The following is a 19912-nucleotide window of genomic DNA, read 5'->3' on the forward strand; positions in this document are numbered from 1 at the left end:
TGATGCGGAGGAACCATGGTTCGCTGGCGCACCCTCACCGGCCTGTTGGCCGCCGCGCTGGCCGCGGTGACCGCGGCCAGCCTCACCGTCGCGGCACCCGCCGCGGCGTCCGACGGAACGATGACGCCGTACGTCGTGGGCGGCACCCGCGCCGCCCAGGGTGAATTCCCGTTCATGGTGCGGCTCTCGATGGGCTGCGGCGGGGCCCTCTACAGCCCGCGGCTGGTGCTCACCGCCGCGCACTGCGTCGGCGCGACCGGCACCAACACGAGCATCACGGCAACGCTGGGCGTGGTGGACCTCCAGTCGTCCAGCCGGATCACCGTCCGGTCGAACTACGTCTACCGGGCGCCCGGCTACAACGGCAACGGCAAGGACTGGGCGCTGATCCGGCTCGCCACCCCCGTCTCCGGGCTCAGCACGCTGAAGATCGCGAACACGACCGCGTACGACAGCGGCACCTTCACGGTCGCCGGCTGGGGCGCCGCACGTGAGGGCGGCCCGCAGCAGCGGTACCTGCTCAAGGCGACGGTCCCGTTCGTGAGCGACTCGACCTGCAACGCCTATTACGGCGGCGACATCATTCCCGCCGAGGAGATCTGCGCCGGGTACGCGAGCGGCGGCGTGGACACCTGCCAGGGTGACTCGGGTGGCCCCATGTTCCGCCGCGACGCCAACAACGCCTGGATCCAGGTCGGCATCGTGAGCTGGGGCAACGGCTGCGCCCGGCCCAACTACCCGGGCGTCTACACCCAGGTCAGCTACTTCGCCTCGGCGATCGCCTCGGCCGCCGCGAGTCTCGGCGGCTGACCGTACGACCGATCGGGCGGCCCGGCTGGCGACCAGCCGGGCCGCCCCGTCGCGTCACCGCCGGGAGCGGACCACGCCGCCCCCTCCCCGGCGCAGCGGGCCAGCACGTCCTCGACCGGCAGCCGGCGCCCGTCCTCGTGGGCCGCCGCGAACCCGTCCTCGCCCAGCGCGGCCCGGATCCGGGCGGTCGCCCGACCGACGTCGGCCCGGTCGGCCGGCACCACCCGGTCGCCCGACGCCTCGCGCGCCGCGGTGGCCGCCCCGAGCAGCCGACCCGCGTCGTACGACCGTCCCAGGAGCGCGCAGGCCGCGGCCAGGCCCGTCAGCACCTCCGGCGGGACCTGCCCGCCGCCCAGGTCCCGGCCCAGGTCAGCGGCCCGCAGATGCCAGGTCAGCGCCGTGGCCGGATCGCCGCGGAGGTCGGCCAGGTAGCCCATCTCCGTCAGGACGCCGGTCAGGTACAGGGGCCGTCCCGGCCCGTGCTGCTGCCGCCCGGCCGCGTCCAGAAGGTTGCGCAGGTGCCCTTCGGCGGTGTCGAGGTCGCCCTCGCGGCGCGCGGCCGCGGCCAGGCAGAGTTCGGCGAACACGGTCCCGAGCGGGACACCCTGTTCCGTGGCGAGCCGCAGCCCCCGCCCGCAGAACGCCCGCGTCGCGGGATAGTCGCCCTGTTGCAGCGCCACCCAGCCGAGCCAGCACAGCTGGCCGGACACCTCGAACCAGAGCCCCAGATCCTCGGCGAGCCGCAGGCCCTCCCGGTAGAGCTGGCTCGCGCGCTCGTAGTCCCCGGCCATGCCCGCCTGCGCCCCGAGCCACTCGGTGGCCTGGAGCAGCCCCCACCGGTCGCCGAGCGAGCGGAACAGTGCCGCGCCCTCCCCACCGTCACGTGCCACCGCCGCCGCGTCGCCCCTCGTGTGGGCGTGCTTGGCGCGCAGGCTCAGCGTGGCGGCCACGCCCCAGTCGTCGCCGGCCCGCCGGAAGGAGTCCAGCAGTTCGTCCAGCAGGGCACCGGTGGCGTCCAGGTCACCGAGGTCGATCTCCGCGTACGCGAGGAACCACTCCGCCCGCGCCCGGCCCAGCGGATCGTCCACCCCGTCGTAGCGCCGCACGGCGGCGCGATGCCGCGCCGGCCAGTCGGCGACGTCGCCGAGCAGCAGGGAGAAGCCGAGATGCCAGACCGCGGCCCGGGCGCTCGCCGCGCCGCCCGCCGGGGACCACTCCAGCGCGGCACCGAGCCAGCGCCGGGCCTCGGCGAACCGGCCCCGCAGGAACCAGTACCAGCTCAGCGCGGTCGCCAGCCGCAGCGCGAGGTCCCCGTCGCGGTGTCGTACCGCCCCGTCAAGGGCGCCGCGCAGGTTCGCCGCCTCGGCGTCCAGGAGTCGCAGCCACCGGCGTTGGCCCGGCCCGTGGAGTTCGGCGGCCGCCCGCTCGGCCAGGCCGGCGTGGTACCGGTGGGCCCGCTCGCGGATCTCGTGGAGTTCGCCGGCCGCGGCCATCCGGTCGACGGCGTACGCGGCCACCGACTCCAGGAGCCGGTAGCGCGGGGTGTCGTCGCGGCCGGTCACGACCACGAGGGACCGGTCGACGAGGCGGGCCAGCAGGTCCGGCACGGCCGTGGCCGGTACGCCGTCCGGCGCGCAGACCGCCCGCACCGCCTCGACCCGGCCGCCGTCGGCGTACGCGGCCAACCGGCGGAGCACCACCCGTTCCGGCTCGGTGAGCAGCTGCCAGCTCCACTCGACGGTCGCGAGGAGCGTCCGCTGGCGCGGTGGCACACCCCGGTGGCGTGCGGCGAGCACCGGAAACCGGTCGTCGAGGCCGGCGATCAGCCCACGGATGCCGAGCCCGCGGACCTGGGTGGCCGCCAGCTCCAGCGCGAGGGGGATCCCGTCCAGTCGCCGGCACACGGTGGCGACCGCCGCCGCGTTTCCCGGGTCGAGGGTGAAGCCGCCGGCCGCGGCCGCGGCCCGGGCGACGAACAGGCGGACGGCGTCGGAGCGTTCCAGCACCGCCACGTCGGTGCCGCCCGCGGGGTCGGGGACCGGCAGCGGCGGGACGGTCCACACCACCTCGCCCGGCAGCGCCAGTGGTTCCCGGCTGGTCGCGAGGACCCGCACCCGCGGCGCGGCCCGCAGCAGGAGAGCGGCCAGCCCGGCGACCGGCTCGACCAGGTGCTCGCAGGTGTCGAGGACGAGCAGCAGGTCACGGTCGCGCAGTGCACGGGCGAGCCGGTCGGCGGGCGCGGCGGGCCGGCCCTGCCCGGCAGCCACGTCCCGGACGTCGAGCACGGACAGCACGAGGTCGGTCAGCGCGTGCAGCGCCTCCGGTGAATCGGAGCGGTCGAGAGCGGCCAGCTCCACCCACCACGCACCGTCCGGGTGCGACCGTGCGCGGGCCCGGGCCACATCCACGGCGAGGCGGCTCTTGCCGACGCCGCCCGTGCCGGTGAGCGTGACGAGCCGGTGCCGTTCCAGCAGCGCGTCCAGCTCGCGGAGCGCGTCGTCGCGGCCGATCAACGGCCCGAGCGGGGCCGGCAGGGTCGCGGACGGGTTCGCGACCTCCCGCGGTCCCACCACCGGCGCCGGCCCGGACGCCGCTGGTGCGGACAGCTCCGGGGCCTGGGTGAGGATCGCCTGGCGCAGCGCGGTCACCTCGGGCCCCGGGTCGAGGCCCAGCTCCTCGCGCAGGTGGTCGCGAAGGTCGTCGTAGCTGCGCAACGCGTCGGACTGCCGGCCCGCCCGGTACAGGGCGCGCATGTGCAGCGCACGGGCTCGCTCCCGCAAGGGCTGGCCTGCCAGCAGATCACCGAGTTCGCCGGCGACCAGCGCGTGCTCGCCGAGCCCCAGGCGGGTGTCGCACCAGTCCTCGACGGCGACCATCCGCTGTTCCTCGAGCCGGGCGGCCGCGGGAACGGCGTACGGCTCGTCGGCGAGGTCCGCGAAGGCCGGGCCCCGCCACAGCGCCAGCGCGTCCGCCAAGAGACCGGCCCTGACCCGGGCGTCCGTGGTCGCGCGCGCCCGTGTGACCAGGTGGTGGAAACGGTCGGCGTCCACCAGGTCCGGTCCGGACCGGATCCGGTAGCCGGGGGGTGGTGACGAGACGAGCGCCCGGCCGCCGGGCTCGGCGTCCTCCAGGACGCGGCGCAGCTGGGAGACCTTCGCCGAGAGGGCGCCGGCCGCGTTGCGCGGGGGTGCGTCGCCCCACAGGAGCGCGACGAGCCGGTCGCCGGACACGGGCTGCCCCTGGTGCAGGAGCAGCGCCGCGAGCAGGGCCCGCACCTTTCGGCCGGGCACCGCCACGACCGTGCCGTCGTCGGCCCAGACGGTGAGCGGACCCAGCACGCCGAACCGCATGCCGGCCAGGATACGGCCGCCGCCGGACGTCGTGGGGGAGCGGCGTGGGGCCTGACGTGAGCGGGGCGGCCGGGGACCGTAAACAAACCGTAAGGCCCGGTCCCCACAGTGGGTGGCGTCGGGCCGGCCGCCGCAGCACGGGTGGGCCGGCCACCTCGCCCCGCACCATCCACGAAGGGACCCCGCCGTGTCACGACCTCGTGTCCTCGCCGCACTCGTCACCCTCGCGGTGCTCGTGCCGAGCGCTCCCGCCACCGCGGCGACCGGCGGCCGCCCCGCGCCACCGGGCCCGGGCGGCTGGTCCGCCGCGTGGACCGCGGCCCACCACCACCCGGTGCCCGGCAACGAGTGGGACGGCCCGAACTGGTCGACGGACGGCTTCGCCGACGCGTCCGTCCGGCAGGTGGTGCGCGTCAGCGCCGGCGGCGCTCTGGTCCGGGTCCGGCTGTCCAACCGGTACGGCACGCGACCGCTGCGGCTGGCCGGGGCGACCATCGGCCGATCCGGCGGCGGCGCGGCGGTGCGCCCCGGCACCCTGCGCCCGCTCACCTTCGACCGCCGGCTCTCGACGAGCATCCCGCCCGGCGCGGAGGCGACCTCCGACCCGGTGGCGCTTCCCGTCCGGGCCCTGGACGCGCTGACCGTCACCCTGTACGACGCGCACGGCAGCGGACCGGCGACGTTCCACCAGACCGGCCTCACCACCACGTACCGTGCGTCCGGCGACCACCGTTTCGACAGGGGGGCCGCCGCCTTCGCCGGTGAGACCAGCCAGGCGTGGTACTACCTCGCCGGCGTCGACGTCGCCGGCTCCCGGACCCGCGGCACGGTGGTGGCGTTCGGCGACTCGCACACCGACGGCTACGGCTCCACCCCGGGCGCCGACAACCGCTACCCGGATGAACTCGCCGAGCAGCTGTTGGCCGCCGGCCGTCCGCTCGCCGTGGCGAACGCCGGCATCAGCGGCAACAAGCTGCTCGCCGACTCGCCCTGCTACGGGGAGCGGGGCACCCGCCGGTTCGGGGGGGACGTGCTCGAGCAACCCGGCGTGCGGGCGGCGGTCGTCCTGATCGGCCTCAACGACATCGGCGCCGGCGGGTATCCCGACTTCGGCTGCGGCGCCTCGCCCGTGGTGACGACCGGGCAGCTGGTCGCCGGTCACCGGGCGCTGATCCGCGCCGCGCGGGCCCGGGGGGTCACGGTCATCGGCGCGACCCTGCCGCCCATCAAGAACGCGACGGGGTACGACTCCCCGGAGAAGGAGGCGGTCCGGGACGCGCTGAACCACTGGATCCGCACCAGCGGCGAGTACGACGCCGTCGCCGACCTCGACCGGATCCTCGCCGACCCGGCCGATCCGGACGCTCTCAACCCCGCGTACGACCACGGCGACCACCTGCACCTCAACGACGCCGGCGCGGCGCGGGCGGCCGCCGCCGTGGCGGCGCTCGTCCGCTGACCACCACCCCACGGCTCCGGAAAGGACCAGACCATGGCACGCGACATCGACGAGTACGTGGGCCGGCTGCCCGCCGACCAGCGGGACATCGTCGCCGCGCTCCGCGACCTGATGCGCACCTGCGCCCCCGACGCCCGGGAGGTGATCAGTCGCGGCTCGCTCGCCTGGCAGGGCGACCGCATCCTCGCCATCGTGAGTCTCAGTAAGACGCACGTGACCTTCGCGTTCGCCCGCGGAGCGGAGTTCACCGACGACCACGGCCTGCTCGACGGGATCGGCAAGGCCACACGCCACGTGAAGATCAAGAAGGCGGACAGCCTGCCGCGCGCCGCGCTGGGCGACTACGTACGCCAGGCGGTCCTGCTCGACCGGACGTGACGCGGTCGCGGCCGTCCCGCTCGGCCTGGCCGGCGGGGCGGCCGCGGCTCGCCCGGTTCGGCGCCCGCGTCTGGTGCGACCGGCCGCGCGACCCGGGGCGGTGCCGGTAATGTCCGCGTATGTCGACACCGGGCCTCGGGCCGCCCGAGGCAACCAGCCGCCGGTCGCTGCAGGGAGGACCGTCGTGAGCGAGCGGCAGCAGCCGGACCCGCCGGACGAGGCGCCCGGGGCGCGCTCCCTCGGAACCACCAGTCCGAACGTCCACGACACGGTGCGGCTCGCGCTGGTCGTCGGCGCGCTCGGGGTCGTCTTCGGCGACATCGGCACGAGCCCGATCTACACCATGCAGACGGTGTTCAGCCCGAGCGATCCCCACCCGGTGCCGGTCAGCACCGAGAACGTGTTCGGGGTCGTGTCGCTGGTCTTCTGGTCGGTGATGACCATCGTGACGGTCACCTACGTCCTTCTGGCCATGCGCGCGGACAACCAGGGTGAGGGCGGCATCATGGCCCTCATCACCCTGCTCCGGCGGCATTCCCCGCGGCCCGGAACGCGGACCGCCGTGCTGCTGGCGGGGATCGGGATCTTCGGCGCCGCGCTGTTCTTCGGCGACAGCATGATCACGCCGGCGATCTCGGTGCTCTCCGCGGTCGAGGGCCTGCGGGTCGTCCAACCGTCGCTGCACGAGCTGGTCCTACCGATCACCGCGGTGATCATCCTGGTGCTGTTCCTGCTGCAGCGGCGGGGGAGCGCGACGGTCGGTCGCCTGTTCGGACCCGTCATGATCATCTGGTTCCTGGCCGTCGCCGCCTGCGGCGTGAAGGGCATCTTCGCCCACCCGGACATCCTGCGGGCGCTGTCACCGACGTACGCCGTGGGCTTCCTGGTCGGTCGCCTCGACGTCGCGTTCTTCGCCCTCGCCGCGGTCGTGCTGGCCGTCACCGGCGCCGAGGCGCTGTACGCCGACATGGGTCACTTCGGCCGGCGGTCGATCACGCGGGCCTGGCTCGTCCTCGTGTTCCCCGCCTGCGCGCTGAGCTACCTGGGCCAGGGCGCGTTGATCCTCGACGATCCGGCCCACATCGCCAGCCCGTTCTTCCTGCTCGTACCCGACTGGGCGCGGCTGCCCATGGTGCTGCTCGCCACCGCGGCCACGGTCATCGCCTCCCAGGCCGTGATCACCGGTGCGTTCTCTCTCGCGTCGCAGGCCGCCGAACTCGGCTACCTTCCGAGACTGCGGATCCTGCACACCTCGGAATCGGCGATCGGGCAGGTCTACGTCCCCTGGGTCAACTGGATCCTGCTGGTCGCCGTGCTCACCCTGGTCTTCGCCTTCCGGAGCTCGACGGCCCTGGCCTTCACGTACGGCATGGCGGTGACCGGGACGATCGCGATCACCACCCTGATGTTCTTCTACGTCGGCCGCTGGCGGTGGAACGTCCCGCAGTGGCTGCTCGTCCTCGGCGCGATCCCGCTGCTGGTGGTGGACCTGCTGTTCCTCTCGGCGAACGGGACCAAGCTGCTGCACGGCGCGTGGGTGCCGCTGCTCATCGGCCTGGCCGCGTTCACCGTCATGACCACCTGGCAGCGCGGACGCGAGATCGTCACCGCCGAACGGCAACGCCGCGAGGGCTCGCTGCGCGAGTTCGTGGAGCGGCTGCGCCAGGACGGGGTACTGGCCCGACGCGTCCCGGGCACGGCCGTGTTCCTCAACCGGGGCAAGGAGACCGCGCCGCTGGCCATGCGTGCGAACGTGGAGCACAACCACGTACGCCACGAACACGTGCTGATCCTGTCGATCGACACCGAGCCGGTGCCCCGCGTTCCGGCGCACCGGCAGATCGTCGTCGACGACCTCGGCTACGCCGACGACGGCATCACGCACGTGAGCGCCCGCTTCGGCTACATGGAGTCACCGGACGTCCCCGAGGTGCTCCGCAGGCTCGACCCGATCGCCACCGAGGGGCCCCTCCAGGTCGAGGAGGCGTCCTACTTCCTCTCCACGATCGAGCTGCGGCCCGGCGACCGGCCCACGATGCCGCGGTGGCGCAAGCGCCTGTTCATCACGACCTCCCACATCACGGCCGACGCGGCCGAGCACTTCTGCCTGCCACGCGATCGGACGGTGATCATGGGTTCCCACATCGAGCTGTAGCACGCGGGACAACAGCGGACAGCGGGAGCGGTTGGCCCGCTTCCTTCCGGGAACGGGCGAAGGACCCTCGACGCACCGAACGGAGACGACGATGGCCAGCAGCGTGGGCGGGTTCCGGGCCGAGTGGACGCCGGCGAGCCTCCGCCTGCCCGGCATCGTGCTGGGGGTCGGACTCGGCGGTTTCGTCGACGGCATCCTCCTGCACCAGCTCCTGCAGTGGCACCACCTGTTGAGTAGCACGAACAGCGACCACATCGGAGTGCGCTACTACAACCCGAAGACGGTGCCGGGCCTGGAGATGAACACCGTGTGGGACGGCGTCTTCCACACCGTCTGCTGGCTCGCCGTGCTGGTGGGCCTCGCGGTCCTCTACTCCCGGGTCACCCACCACCGTCGCCGGGTGTGGACCTCCCGCGTCCTGTGGGGCTGGATCCTGGCCGGCTGGGGCGTGTTCAACCTCGTCGAAGGCGTCCTGGACCACCACATCCTCGCCATCCACCACGTCCACGGCGGCCCGCAGCAGTTGTGGTGGGACATCGGCTTCCTGGTCCTGGGCGCGCTGCTGCTCGCCGGCGGACACCTGCTCCAGCGCGGCGGCCGGTCCTTCGACCCCGAGCCCGGCGAGGCCGGGCGGGCCACCTGATGGACCACGACCCGCACAGCGGCCACGAACAGGGGCCGGACCTCCTGGCACTGCTGCCCGCGCCGGCCCTGCTCGCCTGCGTCGTGGCTTATCTTCTCCTGGCCGGTCGGGCCCGACGACGCAACCCGGTCCAGGGGTGGAGCCACTGGCGCACGGCCAGCTTCGCGGTCGGGGCCGTCGTGCTGGCCGCCGCGCTCCTGCCGCCCGTCGCCACGGTCGCCCACACCGACTTCCGGGGCCACATGGCCCAGCACCTGATGGTCGGCATGTACGCACCGCTCGCTCTCGTGCTCGGCGCGCCGGTCACGCTGGCGCTGCGTACGCTGCCCGCGCGCGGTGGCCGCCGGCTGACCGCCGTCCTCCGCAGCCGCCCGGCCCGGATCCTGTCCCATCCCGCGGCGGGCCTGCTGCTGTCCACCGGCAGTCTCGTGCCGCTCTACTTCACCCCGCTCTACGACGCCACCGCGACCCGGCCGGCGCTGCACTGGTTGCTGCACGCGCACTTGCTGCTCGCCGGTGTGCTGTTCGCCCACGCCATCGCCGGCCCGGATCCGGCGCCCGGGCGGCCCGGCGTCCGCGCCCGCCTCGTCTATCTCGGCTTCGCCATCGCCGGGCACGCCGTCGTCGCGCAACTGCTGTACGGCGGTTTCTGGGTGGACGTCCCCGCCTCCGTCGCGCAGCGGCAGGGCGGCGCGGAACTCATGTACTACGGCGGGGACATCGCCGAACTCCTCCTGGCCGCGGCCCTCGTCGGCACGTGGCGTCCCGAGCGCCGCGACCGGCGGCCCGCGTCAGTCCCTGTGGGACTGCCGCCAGTCGCGGACGGCGTCGCGCATCCGGTCGAACACCGCCACCGGGGGACCGGCCAGCATGTTGGCCGTCGCGGACTCGCCGGCTGACGGATGCGGACGGGTCGGCGACACGGCCTCGGCGGCGCGGACGGCTCCCGCCATGCGGCGCAGCCGCTCCGGGTCGGTCTTCCGGCGCAACTCCGGGAACTCCTCCTGCTCCTCGTGCGTGGCGTGCGCCACGACGGCCTGCTCGAACTCCGCGAACCGGGCGTCGAAGTCCGGCGCGTCGACGCCGAGGTCGTAGAGCTGCGAGAGCACGTGCTTGGCCTCGTTCTCCTCGTGCAGGCGGGCGTCCACCACCGCGTCGCCGGCGTCGTCGCGGGCGGCCGGGTGCACCACCTGCTCCTCGGCGCTCTCGTGCACGGCCAGCAGGCGGACGAGTTGCTGGAACGCCTGCTGCTTCTGCTCGCCCGTCGCGCCCCGGACCTGGGCGAACAACGACTTGATCTCCTCGTGCTGGCGGAGCAGCAGGTCGACGACGTCCTGCTTCTGGGCAGTGCTCGTCATGGTGAACCTCCGGAAACGTGTGGCTGGGCCGGTGATCACGTACCCGAAGGCACTTCGCGTAAAAGTTTCCGGCCGTCGCCGGGCCGGCCCCCGCGCTCGGATTTCCGCTGCTTGACAAAAGATCGATTGCTTAGGTTAGCCTAACCTCATGTCGAGTGGATCGAGGCTGGCCCGTACCGTCATCGCCCCCGCACAGATCCCCGCCAGCCTGGTCACGGCCATGATCGGCACCCCGTACTTCGTCTGGCTGCTGTGGCGCTCCCGCGCCGCGACGGCAACCGCCCGGTGACGTGCCGGCCCGACCCGGAGAGGAATCATGACCCAGACCCTGCCCATCGCGCCCTGGCGCGTGTTCGCCGTCGAGGTGCGGGCGGTGCACCGGCTCAGCCCGTCGTTCGTGCGGGTCACGTTCACCGGGCCCGACCTCGACCGGTTCGCCGACAACGGCTACGACCAGCGCATCAAACTCGCGCTGCCACCGCCCGACCGGCGGGAGGTGCGCCTGCCCGACGGCCCCGACTGGTACGCGCGGTGGCGCGGCCTGCCCGAGCCGGAACGCCCTCCGATCCGCACCTACACGGTCCGGGCCGTCCGCCCGCACCTGGCCGAGGTGGACGTCGACCTGGTCCTGCACGGCGACGGCGGCCCGGCCACCCGGTGGGCGCGGCGGGCACGCCCCGGTGACCCGATCGCGATCATCGGCCCGGACGCCGGCTACGAGGGCGACCACGGCGGCATCGAGTTCCGGCCGCCGGCGACGGGACGCCTGCTGCTGGCCGGCGACGAGACCGCCGCGCCGGCGATCGCCGGCATCCTCGAACGCCTCGCACCGGACGTGTGCGGGCGGGCGCTGATCGAGGTACCGAAGGCCGAGGACGCCCTGCCGCTGGTCACACCGCCGGGCGTCGAGCTGACCTGGCTGGCCCGAGGGTCCGGCGCGTACGGCAGCCGGCTCGTCCCGGCGGTCACGGCGGCGGCGGGGGACCTTGTCGACGACCACGTGCCGGTCGCCGCCGGCCCGGTCCCCGACGTCGACATCGACACCGGAATCCTCTGGGAGGTGCCCGCCGAGGTGCCGCCGGTGCCGCTGTACGCCTGGCTGGCCGGGGAGGCGGCCGTCATCCGCACCCTGCGGCGGCACCTGGTGAGCGAGCGCGGCCTCGACCGGCGGGCCGTCGCGTTCATGGGCTATTGGAGGCTCGGACGCGCCGACGGCTCCTGACCGCCCGGTGGCGTGCCGGCGCCGGCCCCGACGCGGGCGCCGGTCGCCGGCGCCTCAGGCCCGTACGACGGGCGTGTCCACGAGGTGCTCGGCGACGAACCAGGTCTGCAGCTCGTTGGTGCGGATCACGTTCGACACCAGCAGGTCGTTGGTGCCGTCGTCGCCCAGGTCGGCCACCCGGGCGGCGGCGTCGTGCGCGTCGGTGAGGATCATCTCGTGCGCTTCGAGCAGGCGGGACAGCATCCCCGGGACCTCCTCGGCGCCGTCCGGCGGGCGCGGCACCCGGGTCAGCTCGGCCACGTGGCGCGGGTCGCCGACCGCAATGCCGCCGAGCGTCTGCACCCGTTCGGCGACCATGTCGACCAGTTCGAGTTGCTCGCCGGCGTGCTTGTCGAGCAGCAGGTGCAGCTGGTAGAACGTCGGCCCCCGCATGAGCCAGTGGTACTTCTTGTAGAGGTCGTGCAGGACGCGAGTGTCCGCGAGCACCTGGTTCAACCGCTCGCACGAGTACATCCGCGTCTCGTACGAGAGGCCGACCGGCAACTGCCGGACGCTGCCGAACGCCTGGATCTCCCGGCCGTGCTGGTGGAGCAGGGGCTGACTGTCCGCGCTGTTCGGCTGTCCCACGCCGCCTCCTCGCTGCTCATCCGCCCGCTCGGAGCGGCACGACGGCAACGGGTGGGTCGCCGTCGGTACCCGATCGAGCCTAGGCACGCCACGGTCGGGGCGTGGCCGATTCCGGAACCAGGCCGCCCGTCGGGATGACCCCGCCCGTCACCTGCCGTGGGCGGTCGGCGCGACCTCCGCGCAGCGTTCCCACCGCTGCCACCACTGCCGCTCGGTCGGCTCGCCCGACGCCACGACCAGCGCCTCGACCAGCTCCGCGACACCGCCGACGGCGGCCGTCTCCGCACCGCGGACGAGGTCGCGGATCTGGGCGGTGCGCCGCCGCATGACCTCGCCCACGAGCGCCTTGCCCTCCTCGGTCAACGCCAGCCACGACACCCGCCGGTCGGCGGCACCCGGGTGGCGGCCCACCAGACCCCGGCGCACCAGGCGGTCGCAGGTGCGGGTCACGGTCGACGGATGGATATGCAGGGCGGCGGCCAGGTCGACGGTCCGGAGCGGCCCCCGGGAGGCGAGGACGACCATGGTCCGGTACTGCGACAGGGTGACGTCCGCGTCCAGCGTGCCGAGCGTCCGCGCGGTGATGCCGACGAGGGCCCGGCTCAGCGCGGCCAACCCGTCCACCAGGTCCCTGTCGCCGCCCGCCGAGGTCGCCGGGGAAGGGACGTACAGGTCCATCGGGTCATGATGGCACGCGTGCGGGACGGCGTCGGGCGCGGCCGTCGGGGAAGTCACACGGCGGCGGGAGACGGCCGGCCGGGCGGGGTGTGCCGCAAGGGAACGGGGGTACCAAGCCGGGTCGGCAGCGAGCAGCGTGGAGGGCACGATGACGGGTGCGGCTGAACAGCCCGCCGGCGGCGGGCGCGCGGGCAACGTCGCGGAGAACCTCGCCGAGAACGTGGCCGGGGTGGTCCGCGAGGAGATGGTGGCGGTCCAGCGACAGCTCACCCAGGCCGCACTGCCGGCCGGGGCGGGCGTCGCCCTGCTCGCCGCGGCCGGCGGATGTCTGATCCTGGGCGCCGGCGCCGCGTCGACCACCGCGCTGCGCATGCTGGAGTCGTTCCTGCCGCGCCGCCTCGCGGCGGCCGGGATGACGGCCGGTTACCTGGCCGCCGCGGTGGTGCTCGGACGGCTCGGCCTCGCCCAGCTCCGGGCGGCGGGTGGCGGCTCGGCGCGGGTCGCGGACGAGGTGCGCCACGCCGTCTCGGCGACCGCCAACCGGATGGTGCCGGCGGGAACCGCGGCGGCCCGTGACGCCGCCCGCGACCTCGGCGACGGCGCACGGCGGCGTTCCGGCCCGGCCTAGACCCTCCGCCCGCCCCTCCCGGGGCGGGTCCGGCCGTCCCGGGCCCCACTCCACACGCGCCGCCCTGCCGGCGCGGCCTTCCGGGCACTGCCCCGCCCGCCCTTTCCGGTCCTGGTCGCCCACCGGCGGCCCGGCGTACCCTTGGCCGCCACGGATACGTGCATCCGTGCATGTTCCGGCCTGCCGGGGGAGGGGTGGGGAAGCGGTGAAGCGTCATGCCACCCGGTGGATGCGGCGAGGAGCGGTCGCGCTCGCCATGATCGCCGTGATCCTCGCCGGCGTCGCCGGCGGGACCATGCTGGGCGGTCGGGTGACCGGGGACGTGGGCCCCCTCAAGGTCGAGTTCCAGCTCAGCCCGTCGGCCGACGGGGGCAGCGAGATCGCGGTGCCGCCGCTGGGCTCCCTCTTCCTGGACACCCACTCCGGGCCGGCCCGCCTCACGGCCCGCCTCGACTCCCTCGACCAGCAACGCGCCGAGGCGCTGATCCACGACCCGAACGGCCTGGCCGCGGCCGGCGCCTCCGCCCCGGGCGATATCCGGGACGCCCTCCTGCGCCTGGGCCTGCGCACGGTGGCCGGCTCTGTGCTGGTCACCCTCCTGCTCGCGCTGTTGACCTTCCGCTCGACCCGCCGGGCCGCCTGGGCGGGCTCCCTCGCCCTGCTCGTCACGGGCGGCGCGCTGGGCGCGGCGGCGCTCACCGTACGACCGGGTGCGCTCGCCGAGCCCCGGTACGAGGGGCTGCTGGTCAACGCCCCGACGCTGGTCGGCGACGCCCGCCGGATCGCCGACGACTACACCCGCTACGCCGACCAGTTGCAACGGCTCGTCGGCAACGTGGGGAAGCTCTACGGCACCATGTCGAGCCTCCCGGTGTACGAGGACAACCCGGGCGCCACCCGCATCCTGCACGTGTCGGACCTGCACCTCAACCCAGCGGCCTGGCCGGTGGTGCGGACCGTGGTGGAGCAGTTCGACGTCGACCTCGTGATCGACACGGGCGACATCACCGACTGGGGCAGCGAGCCCGAGACCTCGTACGTGTCGATGATCGGCCAACTGAAGGTGCCGTACGTCTACATCCGGGGCAACCACGACTCGGCCCGCACGGCCGCCGCGGTCGCCGGCCAACCGAACGCCGTGGTCCTGGACGACTCGGTGGCCGAGGTCGCCGGGGTGCGGATCGCCGGCATCGGCGACCCACGGTTCACCCCCGACAAGGAGGAGAAGGCGCCGGGCCCCTGGGAGGAGGGCGCCGACCCGGCGTCGGCCGGCACGCGGCTCGCCGACACCATCCGCGCGGCCGGCGCCCCGGTCGACATCGCCCTCGTGCACGACCCCGCGTCGGCCGACCCGCTCGCCGGTACCGTGCCGCTCGTCCTCGCCGGGCATCTCCACCAGCGGGAGGTGCGCATGCTGCCCGCCCCCGAGGGCGGGACGGCCACCCGGCTCGCCGTGCAGGGCTCCACGGGCGGGGCCGGCCTGCGCGGCCTCGAGAAGGACGAGCCGGTCCCGCTGGCCATGTCCGTCCTCTACCTGGGGCCGGACCACCGGCTCGAGGCGTACGACGACATCCGGGTGGGCGGCACCGGGCTGGCCCAGGTGAGCCTGGACCGCCGGGTGGTCGACGAGCCTCCGGTGGAGGCTGCCGGGACGGCCGAGGGGACTCCGGCGGCACCCGGGTCCCCGCCGACGCCACTTCCCGTCGGGCGCGAGCCGAACTGACCGAGCCGGGACCGGCCCGACCGACGAGCCGGACGAGCCCGTGGCCGCGCGCCCGCCGCCCGCGCCGACGGTTTCGTCCAGGCCGTCGCGGGTACCGGCGTGGCGGCACCTCGCGAAGGGGGACGGACTCGTGAACCTGCGTCGGCTCGGTGACGTGGTGGTGGGCACGGCCGGGGACGTGGCGGGCGGCGTCGTCGACCCCCGGCGCGGGCTCGACCAGCTCCGCTCGGCCCTGTCCGCCCGGACCGGGGTCGCCCTGGCCGCGGGTCTCGTGGTCGGGTTCCTGGCGGCGCGGTCGCGCCGCCCGCCCGACCCCGCGCGTCTCACGAATCGAGCAGCCGACGGATCTCCGCGGCGGCCGGATGGTGCGGCGCCAGCGTGAGGAACCGGCGCAGCGTCGAGGGTGCCTCCGCCGGACGGGTGCGGCGTTGCGCGAGGCCGAGCACGAGCAGGCCGTCGGGTGATTCGGGGGACCGGGCGAGCACCTCGCGGACGGCCCGCTCCGCGCCGGCCGCGTCGTCCGCGCGGAGCAGGGCGAACGCGAGCCGGAGCTGGATCCCGTCGTCCGGCCGGTCCCGCAGCGCCTCCCGGTAGAGCGCGGCGGCGGCGTCGTACCGCTGCTGTCCTTCGAGGTCACGGGCCAGTTGGAGGGTGACCGCCACGGGGTCCGCGGGCGGCGCCGCCGGTGCCGGGCGGCCCGTCTGGCCGGCGGCCACGGCCACCGCGACCACCAGCAGGGTCACACCGGCCGACGACACCCACCAGAGGCGTCGAGCCGTGGGGCCACGCGGCGTCGGGGGCGCGGCCGACCCCGGGGTCCGGCGGCGTGCGACCGGTCCGGCCCGTCCCGCCGCCTCCTCCGGCCGTCGTGGCCGCAGTGTGCGCAGGGCGGCGGCGCCCGCAGCGAGCAGCGCCAGCGCCGGTACGGCCCACAGCAGCAGCGACACGCCCCGGGCGGGCGGGTCGGCGAGCACGTCCGTGCCGTACCGCTCGACGAACCAGCGGCGGATCTCGGCCGGGCTGCGTCCCTGGGCGAGCTGCTCGGCCACCGACTGTCGCATCGCCGCCGCGATCGGCGACGCCGAGTCGGCCACCGACTCGCCCTGGCAGGCCGGGCAGCGGAGCCCGCCCGCGACCGTCCGCACGGGGTCAGTGTCGGGGCCGGACGAGGACGAGCGGAGCAGCCCTACGGCCGCCGCGGCGAGCAGCGCCGCGACCACGAGCAGCCGGAGGGACCGCCGCGGGCTCATGGCGCCGCCAGCCGCGGCGCCACCCAGCGGTCCAGCCACGCCCGGTCGACGACCCCCTGCCGGCGGGCGACGATCCGACCGTCCCGGTCCACCACGAAGGTCTCCGGCACGCCGCGTACGCCCCACGCGACGGCCCGGATGCCGTCCGGGTCGGGCAGCACGGTCAGGTCCGCGACGCCGGTCTCGGCGAGCAGGGCCCGTACGGCCTCGGGCCCGTCGCGCAGGTTCAGGCCGACGATCCGCAGCCCGCGTGGGGACCAGCGGCGTGCGGCCTCGGCGAGCAGCGGCAACTCGTCCCGGCAGGGCCCGCACCAGGAGGCGAAGACGTTCACGAGGACCACCTGACCGCGCGCCCCGGCGAGGTCGAACCGCCCGCCGTCGAGGGTCGCGCCGGCCAGCGCCGGAGCGGGGACGGGCGTCGGGTCGCCGGCCGCCGGCGACGGCTCGGGTCCGGCGCGCAGGCCCGCGGCCAGGAGGCCGCCGACCGTCACGACGAGCAGGAGGGCCGTGAGGCGTCCCGCCGGTAGGCGGCGGGCCGGGCCGGCCGTCACGCCGCGACCTCCACCCGCGTCGCGGGCCTCGCGGGCGGTGCCGGCCCCCGCCGGCGTCGCCGTAGGCTGCCGCCGAACGCCAGCAGCCCGCCGGCCGCCATCAGCGCGCCGCCGCACCAGAGCACGCCGACCAGCGGGTTCACCGCCAGCCGGACGGTCGCCGAGCCGCCGTCGGCGGCGACCGCGAGCAGGGTGAGGTACGTGTCGCGCCACGGGCCGGTGTCGATGCGGGGAACGGTCACGGCGGTGTCCCGGGCGGGGTCGTACCAGAGGCCGGGCGTCACCGTCCGGGACGTCCCGTCACCGGTCACGGCCAGCCGGGCGCGCACCACCATCCGCCCGCCGGTGGTCGACCGGTCCACGCTGACCAGCCGGGCGGACACGTCGGCCACCCGTAGCGTCTCCCCGACCCGCACGGTCCGCTCGGTCACCTGCCCGTACGCTGAGGAGCCGGCGACCCCGACCGCGACGAGGGCCAGACCGGCGTGGGCGAGCACGGCGGCGAGCCGGACGGCGCGGAGCCGCCGGCGCGGCGCCGACCCCAGTTCTGCCGCGAGACCGGTCAGGGTGAAGGCCGCCGCGCCGAACGCGGTCAGCGCCGGCAACCCGGGCCGGCTGGACAGGCCCACCGCCGCCACCGTCGCGAGGGCCGCCGCCGCGGGCACGAGCAGGCGCCGCACCCCCGCCCGGTCGCCGGCCCGGCGCAGGGCCGGCGCCACCCCGGCGAGCAGGAGCACGGCGACCGCGAGCGGTACCGCGGTCCGGTGGTAGTAACCGGGGCCGACGCTCACCCGCTCGCCCGTCAACGGCTCGGTGAGCAGCGGTGCGACGGTGCCGATCAGCACCGTCGCGGCGATGGTCACCAGCAGGACGCCGTTGACCAGCACGGCGGTGGCGCGGGAGAGCAGCGGGGGAGCGGGCGTCTCCGCCGGCGCCACGTCCCGCCGGCCGGCGAGCAGCGTCGCGGCCAGGACGGCCAGCAGCACGAGACCGAGCAGCAGCGGCCCGAGCGGGGACTCGGTGAACGCGTGCACGCTGGCGATCGCGCCGGAGCGGGTGAGGAACGTGCCGAGCAGGACCAGCACGAAGCTGGCGCAGGCGAGGACGGCGTTCCAGCGGGCGTGCCGGGTGCCCCCGACCCGCGCGGTGTGCAGGAACGCGGTCGCGGTCAGCCAGGGCAGCAGCGAGGCGTTCTCCACCGGGTCCCACACCCAGTAGCCGCCCCAGCCCAGCACCGCGTACGACCACCACGCGCCCAGGCCGATGCCGGCGGTCAGCGCCGTCCAGGCCGCGAGCGTCCACGGGCGGGCCAGGCGCAGCCACCCTCGCCCCTGGTCGCCGGCCAGCGGTGCGGCCAGCGCGAGGGCGAACGGCACGACGAGACCGAGATAGCCCGCGTACAGCAGCGGCGGGTGCACCGCCATCGCCGGGTGCTGCTGGAGCAGCGGGTTCGGCCCGGGGCCGTCGATCGGCACCGGGTGCACGTCCCGGAACGGGTTCGCCGCGAGCGCCGACAGGGCGAAGAAGAACGTCGCCACCACGCTGACGACCGCCATCGCGTAGGCGTGCAGCCGGGGTGGGTGGCGCCGGCGGGCCAGCAGCGCCGCGTACCCGCAGAGCACCAGCGACCACAGCAGCAGCGACCCGTCGAGGGCGGACCAGAGGCTGGTCACGGTGTCGGGCACGGAGACGTGCCGGCCGCCGTTCTCGGCCACGTAGCGGACGCTGAAGTCGTGCCGCAGCAGGGCGGTCTCCAGCACCGCGCACGCCGCGGCGGCGGCCAGCACCGTCAGCGTGGTGGCCGCCCGGGCGGGCCGGGCGGGCGCGGCCAGCAGCGCCACCCGCAGCCAGAGCAGCGCGGCGAGCGTGGCGCCGAGCAGACCGGCCGCCAGGGTGGCGGTGCCCAGGTCACCCAGCATCCGGTGGCTCCGTGGGGCCGTACTCGTTGCCGTGCCGGACCACCAGATGGTCGGCGCGGAACACTCCGTCGGCGGCCAGGCTGCCCTCGACGACCGCGCCCTCGCCCTCACGGAACGTCTCGGGTGGTACGCCGCGCTGCCGCACCAGGATCTCGTGTCCCGCCTCGGCGAGTCGGAACACCACGAGGTCACCCTCGCGGCGCACCGAGCCGGGTACGACCTCGCCCCCGACCCGGACCCGTTCCCGCGCCGCGCCCGGGTCGGCCAGCACCTCTCCCGGCGTCCGGTAGTAGGTGAGGGTGCCGCGCAGGGCCCCGGCCACCAGCAGGCCGCCGGCCGCGAGCAGCACGGCGACCAGGGCGAGCCGGGCGGGACGCCGGATCATCCGACGCCGGCCGCGGTGCGGCGGGCCCGTTCCGTGGGCGCGGCCGTGTGCCGGCGCTCCAGCCGGACCACCCGGTGCAGCAGGACGCAGAGCGCCGCGACGCTCACGGCCGCCGCCGCGAGCAGCAGCGCGAGGCCCATCCGGGGGTCGATGGGCGGACGCTCCGGGGCCAGCATCGTGGCCTGCTGGTGCAGCGAGCGCCACCAGACGACGGAGAAGTGCACCACCGGGACCAGCAGGAAGCCGGCCACGCCGACCACCGCGGCGGGCCGGGCCACCGCCCGGTCCGCGCCGTCGCGGGCGCCGGTCCGCTCGGACACCGCCCGCCGAAGCGCCAGATACCCGGTGTACGTGAGCAGCAGCAGCGCGGTGCTGACGAGCCGGGGGTCCCAGGCCCACCAGGTGCCCCAGACCAGGTGCCCCCAGTAGGCGCCGGTGGCGATCGCGACCGCGGTGAGGATCACGCCGATCTCGGCGCCGGCCCGCGCGAAGCGGTCCCAGCGCAGGTCGCCGCCGACCAGGTACGCCACGCTGGAGGCGAGCACGACGGCGAACGCGAGGTAGGCCACCCAGGCGGCCGGCACGTGCACGTACATGATGCGTTGCGCCGGGCCCTGCGCCGCGTCGGGCGGTGCCAGGAGGCCGCCGGCGAGGGCGGCCGCGCCGGTCAGACCGCCGGCCGTCCAGGCGATCGTCCGCCGGCCGGCCGCTCCGGCCCGGGTGTCGGCGGCAAGGTCCACGGTGGTCGTTCGCATGATCTCCCTGTCCGCGCGGGC

19 protein-coding genes are annotated in these 19912 nt (G+C 75.4%); 10 read left to right on the forward strand and 9 right to left on the reverse strand.

Annotated features, from left to right (window positions below; translation table 11 throughout):
* The first annotated feature begins 15 nt into the window (after positions 1-15).
* Positions 16-810, forward strand: a complete 795-nt coding sequence (locus D7193_RS26605) for a S1 family peptidase (RefSeq protein WP_120782361.1) — start codon at positions 16-18, stop codon at positions 808-810.
* Here the strand turns inward: D7193_RS26605 and D7193_RS26610 are convergent.
* A complete protein-coding gene (locus D7193_RS26610) occupies positions 762-4160 on the reverse strand; it encodes an ATP-binding protein (RefSeq protein WP_120782362.1) in 3399 nt (1132 codons plus the stop codon). The genes D7193_RS26605 and D7193_RS26610 overlap by 49 nt on opposite strands.
* Positions 4161-4347: 187 nt before the next feature.
* On the opposite strand from D7193_RS26610, the gene D7193_RS26615 reads away from it, so the two are divergent.
* The 5 genes from D7193_RS26615 to D7193_RS26635 all read left to right on the forward strand — a co-directional run bounded on the left by D7193_RS26615 (position 4348) and on the right by D7193_RS26635 (position 9694).
* Positions 4348-5619, forward strand: coding sequence for a GDSL-type esterase/lipase family protein (locus D7193_RS26615; RefSeq protein WP_120782363.1), 1272 nt, complete (start codon positions 4348-4350; stop codon positions 5617-5619).
* 33 nt (positions 5620-5652) lie between these two features.
* Complete coding sequence (locus tag D7193_RS26620) at positions 5653-5997, forward strand: DUF1801 domain-containing protein (protein WP_120782364.1); 345 nt, start codon at positions 5653-5655, stop codon at positions 5995-5997.
* A 184-nt stretch (positions 5998-6181) separates the two neighbouring features.
* A complete protein-coding gene (locus tag D7193_RS26625; protein ID WP_241563500.1) occupies positions 6182-8152 on the forward strand; it encodes a potassium transporter Kup in 1971 nt (656 codons plus the stop codon).
* A 91-nt stretch (positions 8153-8243) separates the two neighbouring features.
* The gene (locus D7193_RS26630; RefSeq protein WP_120782366.1) at positions 8244-8795 is read left to right on the forward strand and encodes a DUF2243 domain-containing protein; all 552 of its coding nucleotides are present in this window, start codon (positions 8244-8246) and stop codon (positions 8793-8795) included.
* Positions 8795-9694, forward strand: a complete 900-nt coding sequence (locus D7193_RS26635) for a cytochrome c oxidase assembly protein (RefSeq protein WP_120782367.1) — start codon at positions 8795-8797, stop codon at positions 9692-9694. Before D7193_RS26630 ends, D7193_RS26635 begins: the two co-directional genes overlap by 1 nt.
* Here the strand turns inward: D7193_RS26635 and D7193_RS26640 are convergent.
* On the reverse strand, positions 9587-10153 hold the full coding sequence (locus tag D7193_RS26640; RefSeq protein WP_120782368.1) for a hemerythrin domain-containing protein: 567 nt from the start codon (positions 10151-10153) through the stop codon (positions 9587-9589). The genes D7193_RS26635 and D7193_RS26640 overlap by 108 nt on opposite strands.
* Positions 10154-10301: 148 nt before the next feature.
* On the opposite strand from D7193_RS26640, the gene D7193_RS26645 reads away from it, so the two are divergent.
* Positions 10302-10442: an iron chelate uptake ABC transporter family permease subunit gene (locus D7193_RS26645; RefSeq protein WP_277749925.1), complete on the forward strand. Its 141-nt coding sequence runs from the start codon at positions 10302-10304 to the stop codon at positions 10440-10442.
* A 27-nt stretch (positions 10443-10469) separates the two neighbouring features.
* On the forward strand, positions 10470-11375 hold the full coding sequence (locus D7193_RS26650; RefSeq protein ID WP_120782369.1) for a siderophore-interacting protein: 906 nt from the start codon (positions 10470-10472) through the stop codon (positions 11373-11375).
* A gap of 54 nt (positions 11376-11429) precedes the next feature.
* On the opposite strand, the gene D7193_RS26655 is transcribed toward D7193_RS26650, so the two are convergent.
* Positions 11430-12002, reverse strand: a complete 573-nt coding sequence (locus D7193_RS26655) for a Dps family protein (protein ID WP_120782370.1) — start codon at positions 12000-12002, stop codon at positions 11430-11432.
* Positions 12003-12149: 147 nt separating this feature from the next.
* Positions 12150-12680, reverse strand: coding sequence for a MarR family winged helix-turn-helix transcriptional regulator (locus D7193_RS26660; RefSeq protein WP_120782371.1), 531 nt, complete (start codon positions 12678-12680; stop codon positions 12150-12152).
* 148 nt (positions 12681-12828) lie between these two features.
* On the opposite strand from D7193_RS26660, the gene D7193_RS26665 reads away from it, so the two are divergent.
* Together D7193_RS26665 and D7193_RS26670 are read left to right on the forward strand one after the other, a co-directional pair.
* Positions 12829-13308, forward strand: coding sequence for a phage holin family protein (locus tag D7193_RS26665; protein WP_120782372.1), 480 nt, complete (start codon positions 12829-12831; stop codon positions 13306-13308).
* Between the two features lie 205 nt (positions 13309-13513).
* Positions 13514-15031 (forward strand): metallophosphoesterase family protein, encoded by a 1518-nt coding sequence (locus tag D7193_RS26670; RefSeq protein ID WP_377456370.1) that lies wholly within the window; start codon positions 13514-13516, stop codon positions 15029-15031.
* Positions 15032-15354: 323 nt separating this feature from the next.
* Here the strand turns inward: D7193_RS26670 and D7193_RS26675 are convergent, their stop codons facing one another.
* The 5 genes from D7193_RS26675 to ccsA are packed head-to-tail and all read right to left on the reverse strand — an operon-like array spanning position 15355 to position 19891.
* Positions 15355-16281 (reverse strand): cytochrome c-type biogenesis protein CcmH, encoded by a 927-nt coding sequence (locus tag D7193_RS26675; RefSeq protein WP_147434461.1) that lies wholly within the window; start codon positions 16279-16281, stop codon positions 15355-15357.
* Positions 16278-16832: a TlpA family protein disulfide reductase gene (locus D7193_RS26680; protein ID WP_158674870.1), complete on the reverse strand. Its 555-nt coding sequence runs from the start codon at positions 16830-16832 to the stop codon at positions 16278-16280. The genes D7193_RS26675 and D7193_RS26680 overlap by 4 nt, the downstream gene beginning before the upstream one ends.
* Entirely contained in the window at positions 16829-18751 is a 1923-nt protein-coding gene (locus tag D7193_RS26685) for a heme lyase CcmF/NrfE family subunit (RefSeq protein ID WP_120782376.1), read from the reverse strand. Before D7193_RS26685 ends, D7193_RS26680 begins: the two co-directional genes overlap by 4 nt.
* The gene (locus D7193_RS26690) at positions 18741-19136 is read right to left on the reverse strand and encodes a cytochrome c maturation protein CcmE (protein WP_120782377.1); all 396 of its coding nucleotides are present in this window, start codon (positions 19134-19136) and stop codon (positions 18741-18743) included. Before D7193_RS26690 ends, D7193_RS26685 begins: the two co-directional genes overlap by 11 nt.
* Positions 19133-19891: a cytochrome c biogenesis protein CcsA gene (gene ccsA / locus D7193_RS26695; protein ID WP_120782378.1), complete on the reverse strand. Its 759-nt coding sequence runs from the start codon at positions 19889-19891 to the stop codon at positions 19133-19135. The genes D7193_RS26690 and ccsA overlap by 4 nt, the downstream gene beginning before the upstream one ends.
* Positions 19892-19912 lie beyond the last annotated feature (21 nt).

The sequence above is a fragment of the Micromonospora costi genome, from assembly GCF_003626655.1.
Taxonomy (GTDB): domain Bacteria; phylum Actinomycetota; class Actinomycetes; order Mycobacteriales; family Micromonosporaceae; genus Micromonospora; species Micromonospora costi.

What these genes read in the sequence shown, in the direction of transcription:
- D7193_RS26605 (WP_120782361.1), top strand. Translation starts at nt 16, where the DNA reads ATGGTTCGCTGGCGCACCCTCACCGGCCTGTTGGCCGCCGCGCTGGCC.
- D7193_RS26610 (WP_120782362.1), bottom strand. Translation starts at nt 4,160, where the DNA reads ATGCGGTTCGGCGTGCTGGGTCCGCTCACCGTCTGGGCCGACGACGGC.
- D7193_RS26635 (WP_120782367.1), top strand. Translation starts at nt 8,795, where the DNA reads ATGGACCACGACCCGCACAGCGGCCACGAACAGGGGCCGGACCTCCTG.
- D7193_RS26660 (WP_120782371.1), bottom strand. Translation starts at nt 12,680, where the DNA reads ATGGACCTGTACGTCCCTTCCCCGGCGACCTCGGCGGGCGGCGACAGG.
- D7193_RS26630 (WP_120782366.1), top strand. Translation starts at nt 8,244, where the DNA reads ATGGCCAGCAGCGTGGGCGGGTTCCGGGCCGAGTGGACGCCGGCGAGC.
- D7193_RS26650 (WP_120782369.1), top strand. Translation starts at nt 10,470, where the DNA reads ATGACCCAGACCCTGCCCATCGCGCCCTGGCGCGTGTTCGCCGTCGAG.
- D7193_RS26685 (WP_120782376.1), bottom strand. Translation starts at nt 18,751, where the DNA reads ATGCTGGGTGACCTGGGCACCGCCACCCTGGCGGCCGGTCTGCTCGGC.
- D7193_RS26665 (WP_120782372.1), top strand. Translation starts at nt 12,829, where the DNA reads ATGACGGGTGCGGCTGAACAGCCCGCCGGCGGCGGGCGCGCGGGCAAC.
- ccsA (WP_120782378.1), bottom strand. Translation starts at nt 19,891, where the DNA reads ATGCGAACGACCACCGTGGACCTTGCCGCCGACACCCGGGCCGGAGCG.
- D7193_RS26675 (WP_147434461.1), bottom strand. Translation starts at nt 16,281, where the DNA reads ATGAGCCCGCGGCGGTCCCTCCGGCTGCTCGTGGTCGCGGCGCTGCTC.
- D7193_RS26620 (WP_120782364.1), top strand. Translation starts at nt 5,653, where the DNA reads ATGGCACGCGACATCGACGAGTACGTGGGCCGGCTGCCCGCCGACCAG.
- D7193_RS26645 (WP_277749925.1), top strand. Translation starts at nt 10,302, where the DNA reads ATGTCGAGTGGATCGAGGCTGGCCCGTACCGTCATCGCCCCCGCACAG.
- D7193_RS26690 (WP_120782377.1), bottom strand. Translation starts at nt 19,136, where the DNA reads ATGATCCGGCGTCCCGCCCGGCTCGCCCTGGTCGCCGTGCTGCTCGCG.
- D7193_RS26640 (WP_120782368.1), bottom strand. Translation starts at nt 10,153, where the DNA reads ATGACGAGCACTGCCCAGAAGCAGGACGTCGTCGACCTGCTGCTCCGC.